The following is a 13,133-nucleotide window of genomic DNA, read 5'->3' on the forward strand; positions in this document are numbered from 1 at the left end:
GAAGGCTCGCGGTCCTGGGCGCGCACCCGACCGCGAGCCTTCAGGCTCGCATCGCGCGCAATCGCGCGGAAATCCCATCACTCCGCCGCCTCCTTGCGCTCGGAGGCCGGCGCGGTCTGGGCGGCGGCCTGCGGCTGCTGCGTCGGCGATCCATGCAGCCATTCGCGCAGCCGTGCGCGCAGGCGGTCGACGGCGAGATAGATGACCGGCGTCGTGTAGAGCGTCAGCAGCTGCGACAGAACGAGCCCGCCGATGATCGAGACGCCGAGCGGGATGCGCAGCTCGCTGCCCGGCCCATGCGCCAGCGCCAGCGGCAGCGCGCCGAGCAGCGCGGCCAGAGTCGTCATCATGATCGGCCGAAAGCGCAGCCGGCAGGCGCGCACGATGGAGTCGAAGGGCGTCAGAGCCTCGGCCTTCTCCGCCTCCAGCGCGAAGTCGATCATCATGATGGCGTTCTTCTTGACGATGCCCATCAGCAGCACGACGCCGATCAGCGCCACCAGCGACATGTCGAGCCCGGTCGCCATCAGCGCCAGCAGCGCGCCGACGCCGGCCGAGGGCAGCGTCGTCAGCACGGTGAAGGGATGGGCGTAGCTCTCATAGAGCACGCCCAGCACCACATAGATGGCGATGGCCGCGGCCAGAATGAGCCAGGGCTGCCCGGCGAGCGATTTGCGGAACTCCGCGGCGTCGGCGCTGAACATGCCGATGATGGAGGAGGGCAGGCCGATCTCGCGCTCTACGCGGGCGATCGCCTCCACCGCATCGCCGAGCGCTGCGCCGGGCGAAAGGTCGAAGCTGATCGTCGCCGCCGGAAACTGCTCCTGATGCGCGACGGCGAGCGGCGCCGTCGTCTGCTCCACCGAGACGAAGGTGGAGATCGGCGTCTGCGGGCCGCCATTGGAGGGTGAGACATAGAGCTTGTCGAGCGCGGTCGGGTCGCGCTGATATTGCGGCGCCGCCTCCAATATCACGCGATATTGGTTGGACTGGGCGTAGATGGTGGAGATTTGCCGTTGGCCGAAAGCGTCGTTCAGCGTGTCGTCGACATTTTGCGCGGTGACGCCGAGCCGTCCCATCAGCTCGCGGTCGATGCGCAGAAAGGTGCGCAGCCCGCCGTTCTGCGTCTCGGCGGCGACATTGCGGAACACGCCGTCGCGGCGGATCGCGTCGATCAGCTTCTGCGACCAGTCCTGCAGCTCGGCCTGATCGGGCGCGGTCAGCGTATACTGATATTGCGAGCGGCTGGCGCGGGTCGTGATCTGAATGTCCTGCACCGGCTCTATGTAGACGGCGGCGCCAGGAATGCGCTCGGCCGCCTGCTTCAGCCGCTCGGCGATCTCATCTGCGCCGATGCTGCGCACATCGCGCGGGCGCAGCGTCACCGACATATGGGCGACATTGGTGGTGGCGTTGAGTGGGCCGACTCCCAGCACCGAGGCGGTCCCGGTCGCCTCCGGCTCCGCCTCGAAGATCTTCGAGACCTCGGCCTGCAGCCGTGTCATCGTTTCGAAGGAGGAGTCGGGCGAGGCTTCCAGCACGACATTGAGCAGGCTCGTGTCCTGGCGCGGCAGGAAGCCCTTGGGGATGAAAGCGTAGAGCGCGATGGTGAGCGCCAGAGTGCCGAAGGTGAGGATCAGCATCGGCTTTTGCTGGCCGAGCGCCATGGCGAGAGTCTTGGCGTAGAATTCGTCGAGCCAGGCGGAAAAGCCGCTCGCCGGAGCATGGGAGGCGTGGCCCGCGCCCGGCTTCAGCAGCTTGGCGCAGAGCATGGGCGTCAAGGTCAGCGAGATGATCGCCGAGACGACGACCTGCGCGGTGAGCGTCAGCGCGAACTCGCGGAACATGCGGCCGACGAGGCCGGTCATGAACAGAAGCGGGATGAAGACGGCGATCAGCGAGACGGTGAGCGAGATCACCGTGAAGGCGATCTCCCGCGCGCCGTCCAGAGCGGCGCGATGCGGCGTCTTGCCGAGCTCTATGTTGCGGACGATGTTCTCGATCATCACAATGGCGTCGTCGACGACGAAGCCGGCGCCGATGGTCAGCGCCATCAGCGACAGATTGTCGAGCGAGAAGCCGGCGAGCGACATCAGCGCGAAAGTGGCGATGATGGAGAGCGGCAGGCTGACGCCGGCGATGACCGTCGCCCGCCAGCTGCGCAGAAACACCAGCACCACCAAAATCACCAGCGCCGTGGCCAGGACGAGGGTGAATTCCACATCCTCGATGGAGGCGCGGATGGTCTGGGTGCGGTCGTTCACCACCTCGAGCGACATGCCCTTGGGCAGGGCGCGCATGATATTGGGCAGCTCCTTGTGGAGCTGATCGACCGTACTGATGATATTGGCGCCCGGCTGGCGCTGCACGTCGAGGATGATCGCCGGCTCGCCGCGATACCAGCCGCCGACGCGCGAGTTCTCCAGCCCGTCGATCACCGTCGCCACATCGCGCAGCATGATCGGCGCGCCATTGCGATAGGCGATGACGACGGTCTCGAACTGCCGCGCCGCCTGCAGCTGGTCATTGGCGTCGAGCGTGTAGGATTGGTGGAGCCCGTCGAGCGAGCCCTTGGCGCCGGCGACATTGGCGGCGGCGATGGCGGCGCGCAAATCTTCCATGCTCATGCGATTGGCGGCGAGCCGGGCGAGATCGGCCTGAATGCGCACCGCCGGGCGCACGCCGCCCTCCACCGCCACATGGCCGACGCCCGGCACTTCCGAGAGGCGCGGCGCGATCAGCGTGTCGGCGACGTCGCTCATCTGCCGCATGCTGGCGGTCTTGGAGCGCAGCGTCAGCGTCACCACCGGAGTGTCGGCCGGATTGACCTTCGAATAGACGGGCGGATAGGGCAGCGTGCGCGGCAGCGTCGAGGCGGCGGCGTTGATCGCCGATTGCACATCCTGCGCGGCGGCGTCTATGTCGCGATCGAGCTCGAATTGCAGCGTGATCTGCGACAGGCCGAAGGAGCTCTGCGACGACATGGTCTGCAGCGACGGAATCTGACCGAACTGCCGCTCGAGCGAGGCCGTCACCAGCGCCGCCATCGTGTCGGGATTGGCGCCGGGCAATTGCGTCGTGACCTGAATGGTCGGAAAATCGACCTGCGGCAGCGGCGAGATCGACAGGCGCGCATAGCCGAGCAGGCCGAATAAAAGCACGGCGAAGCTCAGCAGCGAGGTCGCCACCGGCCGTTCGATGAAGGGCGTCGACACGCTCATCGTCGCGCGTCACCTCTGTTGCGGCGATGCGCGGACGTCGCCGCGCTTCTCACCGCCGGCCTCGCTCTTTTGTTCCTTGCGCGGTCGTTTCGCAGCGTCCGCGCCGCGATCGGCCGTCGGCTCCATCACCCTCACCTGCGATCCATCGACGAGCCGCGAGAAGCCGGTCGTCGCCACTTTCTCGCCAGGCTCGAGGCCGGAGACGACCACTGCCTGAACCTCGTCCTGCCGCCCGACGGAGACCGCCTTCATCGAGACGGTCTCGTCCTCGTTCAGCGCATAGACGAAGGCGCCATTGGGGCCGCGTTGAATGGCCGAGCTCGGAACCACTCGCGCGGCATGTAGCACATCAACCGTCAACCGGACGTTGACGAACTGGCCCGGCCACAGCGCGAGGCCCTTGTTCTCGAAGGTCGCCTTGATCTTCACCGTGCCGGTGGTCTGGTCGATCTGATTGTCGATCACCGTCACCACGCCCGTGTCCAGCACGCTCGAATTGTCCGGGCCGAGGGCGGCCGCCGGCGCGCGGGCGCGGGCCTGCGCCTTCTGCACCGCGGGCAGAAATTGCTGCGGCACGGTGAAGACGACATAGATCGGCTGCAGCTGGGTGATGACGACGATGCCGGTGGAATCAGAGCTGTGCAGAATATTGCCGACGTCCACGAGCCTTATGCCGGTGCGTCCGTCGATGGGCGAGCGTATGGTGGCGTAATCGAGCGTCGCCTTGGCGTTGTCGATCGCGCCTTGATCGGCGCGGATCTGCGCCTCGAGCTGGGTGACGAGCGACTCCTGCGTCGCATATTGCTGCTGCGAGCCGAAATTGCTGGCCGCGAGCTTCTTATAGCGCGTCACATCGACGCGGGCGTTGGCGAGATTGGCCTCGTCCTGCGCCTTTTTGGCGACGGCCTGATCATAGGCGGCCTGATAGAGCGTCGGATCGATGAGGGCGACAATATCGCCCTTCTTGACGCTCTGCCCCTCGTCGAAGCCGAGCTTGATGAGCCTTCCGTCGACCTGCGTGCGGACAGTGACCGTGTTGAGCGCCTGCGCCGTGCCGACCGCGTCGATCGTCACCGGCACATCGGCGACCCGCACCGGCGTCGCCGTTATGGCGACCGGCCCGTCGAAGCCGCGGCGGCGCCCTTCGCGCTTGCCGCCGGAGACGGCGGATGCTTCTTTCTCCCCATCGCCGACGATCCACGGACGGGCGACGTAATAGCCGGCGGCGAGCGCGGCGACGACTCCGAGGGCGATAAGCGGCGAGGGCCGTTTCACGCGCCAGCCGGCCGGCAATGAGAAGGACGGCTTCATGGCCAAGGGCCCTTGTCCGACTCATAGGCGCCGTCCTCGGAGGCGATCTCGAGCGCGCGCGTCGCGCCGGACCAGCCGCCGCCGAGCGCCTGATAGAGGCTCGTCGCGGCCTGGAAATAAGACAGCCGCACCACGGCCAGCGTGTCCTCGGTCTGGAACAAGGTCGTCTCCGTCGTCGACAATGTGATGATGTCGATCGTGCCCTCGCGGAGCCGCGCCTCGGCGACCTCATAGGCCCGCCGCGCCGCCGCCGCCGCCTCGCCCTGGAGCTTCAGCTGCCGAGACGTCTCTTGTATGGCGATGAGCGCATTTTCGACGTCGGAGAAGGCCGTCAAAATTTGTTTTTTGTAAGCCTGGGCCAGCTCGGCGAACCGGCCCTGCTGCAGCAGATATTGGCCTTGCAGATTATAGCCGTCGAAGAGCGGCTGCGTCAGATTTCCGGCGATCTGCCAGGCGATCGCCTCCGGTCGGAACAGCGAGCGCATCGCGACGCTCTGCACGCCGTAATAGCCGGTCATCTTGATCGACGGGAAGAAGGAGGCGCGCGCCTGCAGCACCGAGAATTCGGCGGATTCGAGCTTGGCTTCGGCCTCCGCTATATCCGGGCGGCGCAGCAGCAGCTCGGACGGTAGGCCGGGCGCGACTTTCGGGAAGCCGAGCCGGGTCAGCGAGCCCCCCTTGATGACGGCGACCTCCGGCGGAACGCCGAGCAGCACCGCCAGAGTGTTCTTGGTCTGGCGCAAAGTCTGCTCCAGCGGCGGCACGGAGGCGCGCTGCTGGGCGACGACCGAATCCTGCTGCGAAAAGTCGAGCGCCGTGGCGGTGCCGACGTCGAGCCTCGCCTTGATGGCCTTCAGCACCGTCTCGGCGATCTTGATGTTGTTGTGGGCGATGCGCAGCCGGTCTTGCGCCGTCAGCACTTGAAAATAGGAGTTCACCACCGAGGCAATGGTGGAGATCTCCACTACGTCGCGGTCGAAGCGGCTCGCATGGGCGAGCAGGCGCGCGGCGTTGGAGGCGTCCTGATTTTTTCCCCAGAAGTCGATCTCATAGCTCGCGTCGAGCTGCAGCTGGAGGAAATTGGCGCGGCGCGTGCGCAGGGCGCTCGAGCCAGAGGCCCCGGTCGTCGTGGTGGCGTTGGTCGAGGCGCTGGTGCTCGTTGCGCTGGTGATGGTCGCGGGCGTCTGCGTGCGCCGCGCTATGTCGTTCATCGTCAGCGATGGCCATAGCGGGGAGCTGTCGATGCGCGCGGTCGCGTCGGCCTGCTGGATGCGCGCCACGGCCGCGGCTATGTCCAGATTTTGCTCGAGCGCCTTTTCGACGAGGCGGGTCAGCTCCGGCGAGCGGAAACCCAGCGACCACTCCTTGGCCGCGCGAATCGGCGCGGCCGAGCGCGCGGGCTTGGCCGCCTCGTAGGCGGGCGGGGTCTCGATCGTGGCGTCCGGCTTTTCCCAATCCAGCACGCAGCCGGATAGAGCCGTCGCAGCGGCGAGCGCCGCGGCGCGGCCGAGGAGCAGGGGCGGCCGTGGTCGTCGTCTCGGAGACAAGGACAATTCCGTTCTATCCGCATCCGCGCCGGGGGGCGCGTGGCCCTGCTACAGGGCCTAGACCAATGAGCGCCGCAGGCAAAGCGGGCGCGTGAATTTTCCACCGACGCGACTCGATCGAGAGCGCTCGTCCCACTCGATCTCGCGAAAATGGCCTCGCGAGGGCGCGTGGAAGAGCCGCCGAAGGCTCCGTCTCTGCGCTACGGCTCCGCTAGACCCTGCGAGGCGGGGCCGCCATGGTCAAGTTACGGATTGTTAATTTCGTCGCCGCGGCGTCGGAGTCTTTTGCGAAGGCGCCGGCTCGCCCGGCACTTTGGTCCAGCTTTCGCTCTGACACAAGAAGGCGATCAGGCAGCCGGTGAGCGTGAGCTGGGTCGGGCTGTCCAAAGTAATGATACCGATGTAGATTTTGCCGTTTTCTGGATTGAAGAGATCGCCCTTCCAGCGATTGGCCTCGATCCGCGCCGCATGGCGCAGAATCAGCATGGGCTGCTGGCCGGGCGGGGGCGGCGGAAACACGCCGCGTGCGCAGAGCTTGCCGTCACAATCGAAGAATTCGAGCTTCTGCTGATGTCCGCCGCGAATCCACACCCCATAGATCGGCTCGGGCGGCGCGGCAGGGGCGCGGGCCGCCTCCGCGGGAGCCGCGGCCGCAGGAACGGCGGAAGCGAGGGCGAGAAGCAGGGAAAAAGCCGCCTTCTTCATCATGGCTCCGAGCCTAACACGCCGCGCGGCGGCTGCACAGGCGACGCCGGTCGCTCGGTCGCTTCGCTCGCGCCGAGGGCGCCCTCCTGCCGACCGCCGATCGCCTCCGCCTCTTCCTCCATCCGCGGCGGGCCGAGGAAGGCCGGCACGATGATGAAGGCGGCGAGCAAAGTGAAGAACAGCGAGATGGCGAGCAGCGCGCCCATGCTGGCCGTGCCCGGATGGCTCGACAGGAACAGGCTGCCGAAGGCCGTGCCCGTGGTGAGCGCGCTGAAGAAGATGGCGCGCGTCAGGCTCGAGGCGAGCATGTCGGAGACGCCCTTGCGCCAGGCGATGACGTAATAGATGTGGAAGGCGACGCCGACGCCGAACATCAGCGGCAGCGCGATGATATTGGCGAAGTTGAGCGACAAGCCGAGCAGATCGGCCGCCTCGAGGCTCATGATTCCCGCGAGCACGAGCGGGCCGAGCGTGAGCGCGACGTCGCTCGCCCGCCGCAGCGCGACGACGAGAATCAGGAATATGGCCACGAAGGCCAGCACGCCGGCCTGCAGAAAGGCGTCGACGACCGTCTTGCCGGCCTCGGCGACGATTACCGGCGGGCCGCCGGCGTCCGGCGCGAGCGTCTGCACCGCCTCGGCGAAGCGGGTCATCACCTCGCGATCATTGCTGTCGCCCTTGGGCGTCACCTCGACGCGCACCTCGCCATTGGCGGATATCCATTCCGAGCGCAGATCCTCCGGCAGCGAGTCGGGCGTGATCTTCTGCGCGGCGAGCGCTCTGCGCAGCTCGCCGAAGAGGCGCTCGAGATCGGAGAGGGCGGCAACCTGCGCCTCCTTGCGAATCTCCGGGCTGGCCTTGGCCAGCGCATCCAGCGAATCGGCGAAGCGGACGAGGCCGGCAGGCGCCTTGGGTGCGGCGCCGGCCTTGCGGATCGTCTTGGCGGCGCGGGCGAGGGCTTTCTTCACCTCCTCGTCGCTCGGCGCGGGCTTGACCGTCGGATCGAGAATCTTGCGCAGCTGATTGGCGGCGTTCTCGAGCAGCGGCAGCTTCTCGTCCTGATCGGCCGGAATCAGCTGGTCGATCGTCGTCACATGATCGACCTCCGGCAGCGCCGCGATCTTTTTGGCCAGCTCGCGCGCGGCGGGCAGAGAGGGCGCGAGCGCCTCGATCTTATTGGGCGCCGTCTGCGGGTTTTTGGAGAGATCGAGGAAGGTCGCGACCGATTCGACAGTCTGATCGCGCAGATTCATCGGATTGGAGTCGAAGCGCAGATGCAGCAGGAAGGGCGCGCCGGCGAGCACGACGATCGCCGTCGCGACCAGCACCAGCATGCGATGGCGGGCGATCCAATGATCGACGGCGGCCAGCGAGGCGGTCTCCACCGGCGCCGTCTCCGCCTTGGGGCCGAGAATGCGGATCAACGCCGGCAGGAAGGTGAGCGTCGCCAGATAGGCGATGATCATGCCGAGGCCGGCGATGAGGCCGAGCTCGGCCACGCCGAGAAATTCCGTCGGCAGGAAGCAGAAGAAGCCGGCGAGCAGCGAGACGGCGGCGAGCGTCAGCGACCAGCCGATGCCGCGCGTCGCCGCCAGCAGAGCTTGCGGCAGATCGTCGACATTGTGGCGCTCCTCGCGATAGCGCGTGGCGAATTGAATGCCGAAATCGACGCCGAGGCCGATGAACAAGACCGCGAAGGCGACCGAGATGAGGTTGAAGCGGCCGATCAGCGCTATGCCGAGGCCCGAGGTCATGGCGAGACCGGCGATGATGGTCAGCAGCACGGCGAAGATGAGCCGCTTGGAGCGCAGCGCCGCCCAGAGAATGAGCGTCACCACCGCCAGCGTGGCCGAGACATTCAGCCCGGTGTTCTCGGCGACGGTGGCGAATTCCTCATCCGCCAGCGGCACTTGGCCGGTCAGCCGCACGGTGACGCCCTTGTCGGGGACGAGGCCGAGCGACTTCGCCGTGTCGCGGATGATCTGCACCGCCTCATGGCCGGGCTCGAGCGCCGAATAGTCGATGATCGGCTTGATGAGCACGATGCGGCGCGGCTCCGCGCTGGGGCCGACCGAGGGCGCCTCCGGCTCGCGGCCGCCGGAAAGCAGCTTCTCCCAGGAGACCTTGGCCGGCTTTCCGGCGAGCACGGCGTCGAAAGCGTCGGTGAAATTATCGAGGCCCTTTGCGAAGGAGGCGAGGCCGCGCTCGCTCGTCGCCACCTGCTTGAGGCCGAACAGCAGAGCGTCCGACAAGCCGCGCAGGCTGGGGTCTTCCGCCAGCGGCTGCAGAAACTCGCGCTGCGCGACGAGTGAATTCATGTCGCGGCGAATCTCGTCGACGCCGAGGAAGAGAATGCCATTGTCGCGAAAATATTTATTGTCGTCCGGGCGCCAGACGCGGGACATCAGCGGCTTGCCGGTCAGCGCGTCGCGCAGCTCATTGGCGCTTTTTTCCGCCTGCTCGCTGGTCTTGGCGTCGACGACCGCCACGATGATGTCGTCGATCTGGGGAAAAGCTTTGTAGAGGCGCGACTCATTGGCGCGCCAGGGAACCTCGGGCGAGAAGAGATGCGCCGTATCCGTGTCGATGGCGAAACGCGTGGCGGTCACATAGGCGCCGGCGACGGTGAGCGCGAGCGTGACGATGACGACCGTCCAGGGCCGGCGCAGACACCAGGCCACGAGCTTTTCCAACATCAAGGGTCCTCGAATTGTTCAAAGCGCCGCGGGCGGCGCTCGTCGCGCCCGTCCGAGCATGGGCTCGGGCCGGGCGTTCAGAAGTCGCTGGCTATTCCTTTGCTCTCCCAATCGCCGTAGCGAGCGGGATCGAGCCCTCCGCGGCCGCCGAGCTCGCGCTGCGGCGAGACGCGATCGCGCCTCTGCCGCTCGCGGCGCTCCTCGGCTTCCGCCAGCGCGCGCTGCGCTTCCGGCGTAAGGGGCCGCGCGGTCGCGGCTCGTTCCGAGCGTGTCTGAGCTTCGTCCATTCATCCTCCTCGGAAACGCGACGTCCCCGGGAAATTGGCCCGGGAAACTCTCCCGACAAGAGCTGGTTCTCGGGCGCGCGATCGGCGCTCGCCTCGGGCCAGCTCCGTATGTGATATAAACGACGATTCGATCCGCGTCGAAGGTGTGAATGAGCGACAATAGACCTTTCTCCGCCAAGGCCAAGGCGCGGGCCGGCTTCCTTCCGGCAGACGCCGCGCGCGAGGCCGAGGCCACTCGAGTCCCGGGGCTGCAGGCGCGCATCGCCGCGGCCAATGTGATCGCGGATGTCGCGCAAGGCGGCCACCGGCTGGACGAACGTTTTTCTCCGCAGGCCGTTCCGTACCGGCTCGCAGGAATGGAGCCGCGCGACGTCGCGCTCGCGCGCTCCATCGCCTATGTCGGCGTTCGCCGTCTCGGCGCCATTCGCCACGCGCTCGCGCTTCTGCTCGAGAAGGGCCTGCCCAAGCAGGCCGCGCGGCTCGAATGGCCGCTCGTCGCCGCCGCGGCGCAAATCCTCTTTCTCGACGTCCCCGATCACGCCGCCGTCGATCTCGCCGTGCGCACGGTCCGGCTCGAGCCGAAGACCGCGCCCTTTGCGGGCTTGGTGAATGGCGTTCTGCGCAATCTCATCCGGCGTCGCGAGGAATTTCTCGGAGCCGATCCGCTCGATCTCGACACGCCCGCCTGGCTCGCGCAGCGCTGGATCAAATCCTATGGCGAGGCGCAGGCGCGCGCCATCGCCGCCCTCCATATGCAAGAGCCGCCGATCGACCTCACGGTGAAATCCGACGCCGAAGGCTGGGCGCAGCGTCTCGACGGAATCGTGTTGCCGACCGGCTCGGTGCGTCTGCGTGCGCGCACGCCGATCGTGGAGCTCGACGCCTATGCGGAGGGCGAATGGTGGGTGCAGGACGCCGCCGCCGCGCTGCCGGCGCGTCTGCTCGCCGTGGAGCCGGACGAGCGCGTGCTGGACATGTGCGCCGCGCCCGGCGGCAAGACCGCGCAGCTCGCTCTCGCCCGCGCGCAGGTGACGGCGCTCGATCGCTCCGCCGAGCGGCTGAAGCTGCTCGCGGCCAATCTGCAGCGCGTCCGCCTGCACGCCGACATAGCGGTGGGCGACGCCGCCTCTTATTCCGCCGCGCGTCCCTTCGACGCCATTCTGCTCGATGCGCCCTGCTCGGCGACAGGGACGATCCGCCGTCATCCCGACGTGCCCTGGATCAAGAAGCCCGGCGATCTCGATTCCCTCGTCGCGCTGCAATCGCGCATATTGGAGCGCGCCGCTTCGCTGCTGCGGCCGGGCGGGCGCCTCGTCTATTGCACCTGCTCGCTGGAGCCGGAGGAGGGCGAGGCGCAGATCACGAGCTTTCTGCGTCGTCATCCCGAGATGCGTCGCGCGCCGATCGACGCCGCCGCCGATCGCGTTCCGGCGGAATTCGTCACGCCGGACGGCGATTTGCGCACGCTGCCGTCCTATTGGCCGAATGAGGACGCGCGCCTCGCCGGTCTCGACGGCTTCTTCGCCGCGCGGCTCGTGCGGCGGGACTGACGGAAGGCGCAGGATCGCGCATCCGCCGCTTTTCTGCTTGTGCGTTTCGTGTCATCCCGATCATGATTCGCTTTGCTCCGCGCGACGTCGTGGAGCGCGAGGAGGACGCTCTGAGCGAGACGGCCAAAGGCTCTGGACGGCGATTGGCGAATGCCGCCGCGCGTGGCGTCGCCTCATTCGCGCGCGCGGTGCGCGGGCCTTATTACGCCGTGCAGGCCATGGGCGTACGCGCGCCGGAGCGGCTCTATGTGGCGCCGCAGGACATTCGCACCGCCGATCCCACCGTCGCGGATGAAATCTACGCCGGCTATTTTTCTTTCGACGGTAAGGTCGTCGAGACCAATGGGCGCTCGCCCTTCTCCATCGCGCCGCCCTCCGTCGCCTGGCGGCGCTCGCTCGCCGGCTTCTCCTGGCTGCGCCATTTGCGCGCCGCCGATCGCGCGCTCGCGCGCGCCAACGCCCGCGCGCTGGTCGACGAATTTCTGCGCACGCGCACCGATTTCATCGACGATCCCGCCTATGAGCCGCGCATCGTCGCGCGCCGCACGCTGTCCTTTCTGGCGCAATCGCCGATCCTGCTCGAGGGCGCGGATCAAGAGTTCTACGAGCGCTTCATGCGCGCGCTGGCGCGCAACATTCGCTTTCTGCTGCGCGCCATGGGCTCGGAGCGGCGCGCCTCGGACCGGCTGCTCTGCGCCGTGGCGCTCGCCGCTTTCGGCGTCTGCGCCGACGCCGGCCGTAAGTTCGAGATGCGCGCCACCGCGCTGCTGGACGCCGAGCTGTTCCGCCAAATCCTGCCGGACGGCGGCCATATCGGCCGCAATCCCGAGACGCCGGTGGAACTGCTGCTCGATCTCTTGCCGCTGCGTCAAGCCTATGCCGCGCGCGGGCGCCGGCCGCCGGAGCGGCTCACCGCCTCCATCGCCGCGATGATCTCCTTCCTGCGCGTGCTGAAGCATGGCGACGGCTCGTTGGCTCTGTTCAACGGAATGGGCCAGGCGCCGCCGGATCGGCTGGCGACGATCCTCGCCCATGCCGACGCCTCCGGCGCGCCCATTCTCGACGCGCCGCATTCGGGCTATCGGCGGCTGCAGGCGGGCGCAGCCGCGGTCGTCGTCGACGCCGGCGCGCCGCCGCCGCCGATCTTCTCCTCCGCGGCCCATGCCGGCTGCCTCTCCTTCGAATTTTCAATCGGCGCCGAGCGCATCATCGTCAATTGCGGCGCCCCGCCCGCGGGTTCGGAGGCGCTGCGCCGCGTCGCGCGCTCGACGGCGGCGCATTCCACCCTCGTCGTCGAGGATCGCTCCTCCTGCCGCATAGAGGCGCGGCCGGGACGCGGCCGGCCGGAGGAGCGCATCGTCGCCGGCCCCGCGCAAGTGAAGGCGTCGCGCCGCGCCACCGCGACGAGCCATGAGCTCGAGCTCTCGCATGACGGCTATGCGCGCGAACTCGGCCTATTGCACGAGCGCGCTTTGGCGCTGGCGCATGACGGCTCGCAGCTCTTCGGCGACGACAGGCTCGTCGCGCTGCGCCACGGCGCCCGCGCCGAGCATTTCGTGCTGCGCTTCCATCTGCATCCCAATGTGCAGGCGAGCGCGGCGGGCAAGCGCAAGGTGCTGCTGCGCAGCCTCGGCGTCGATCTCGTCTTCGAGGCCAACGCCGATGTGAGCGTGGAAGAGAGCGTCTTCTTCGCCGGCCCCGCCACAGCGCGAAAAAGCGCGCAGATCGTGGTGGATGGGCGCGGCGCGAAGGACGCGCATTTGCGGTGGTCGTTTTCGCGGGTCGACGCGGAGAGCGAATCTGCTCGCGTGTGAGG

Annotated in this window: 8 protein-coding genes; 2 read left to right on the top strand and 6 right to left on the bottom strand. The window is 67.7% G+C overall.

Annotation, left to right across the window (positions count from 1 at the left end; translation table 11 throughout):
* Positions 1-77: 77 nt before the first annotated feature.
* From GYH34_RS09750 to GYH34_RS09775, 6 genes are all read right to left on the bottom strand, one after another.
* Positions 78-3,221 (bottom strand): efflux RND transporter permease subunit, encoded by a 3,144-nt coding sequence (locus tag GYH34_RS09750; protein WP_161913405.1) that lies wholly within the window; start codon positions 3,219-3,221, stop codon positions 78-80.
* Positions 3,222-3,230: 9 nt separating this feature from the next.
* Positions 3,231-4,532 (bottom strand): efflux RND transporter periplasmic adaptor subunit, encoded by a 1,302-nt coding sequence (locus GYH34_RS09755; protein ID WP_161913406.1) that lies wholly within the window; start codon positions 4,530-4,532, stop codon positions 3,231-3,233.
* A complete protein-coding gene (locus GYH34_RS09760; protein ID WP_161913407.1) occupies positions 4,529-6,085 on the bottom strand; it encodes an efflux transporter outer membrane subunit in 1,557 nt (518 codons plus the stop codon). The genes GYH34_RS09755 and GYH34_RS09760 overlap by 4 nt, the downstream gene beginning before the upstream one ends.
* A gap of 249 nt (positions 6,086-6,334) precedes the next feature.
* Positions 6,335-6,787 carry a DUF2147 domain-containing protein gene (locus GYH34_RS09765; protein WP_244635026.1) on the bottom strand — a complete coding sequence of 151 codons (453 nt, stop codon included), beginning with the start codon at positions 6,785-6,787 and terminating at the stop codon, positions 6,335-6,337.
* Positions 6,784-9,480, bottom strand: coding sequence for an MMPL family transporter (locus GYH34_RS09770; protein ID WP_161913408.1), 2,697 nt, complete (start codon positions 9,478-9,480; stop codon positions 6,784-6,786). The genes GYH34_RS09765 and GYH34_RS09770 overlap by 4 nt, the downstream gene beginning before the upstream one ends.
* Before the next feature lie 77 nt (positions 9,481-9,557).
* Entirely contained in the window at positions 9,558-9,767 is a 210-nt protein-coding gene (locus GYH34_RS09775) for a DUF1674 domain-containing protein (RefSeq protein WP_161913409.1), read from the bottom strand.
* Positions 9,768-9,916: 149 nt separating this feature from the next.
* Here GYH34_RS09775 and GYH34_RS09780 point away from each other — a divergent pair, with 149 nt between their 5' ends.
* Together GYH34_RS09780 and GYH34_RS09785 are read left to right on the top strand one after the other, a co-directional pair.
* The gene (locus tag GYH34_RS09780; RefSeq protein WP_161913410.1) at positions 9,917-11,317 is read left to right on the top strand and encodes a transcription antitermination factor NusB; all 1,401 of its coding nucleotides are present in this window, start codon (positions 9,917-9,919) and stop codon (positions 11,315-11,317) included.
* 62 nt (positions 11,318-11,379) lie between these two features.
* The gene (locus tag GYH34_RS09785; RefSeq protein ID WP_161913411.1) at positions 11,380-13,131 is read left to right on the top strand and encodes a heparinase II/III family protein; all 1,752 of its coding nucleotides are present in this window, start codon (positions 11,380-11,382) and stop codon (positions 13,129-13,131) included.
* Positions 13,132-13,133: the final 2 nt, after the last annotated feature.

Origin of the sequence: Methylosinus sp. C49, assembly GCF_009936375.1 — a bacterium.
In the GTDB taxonomy this organism is placed as follows: domain Bacteria; phylum Pseudomonadota; class Alphaproteobacteria; order Rhizobiales; family Beijerinckiaceae; genus Methylosinus.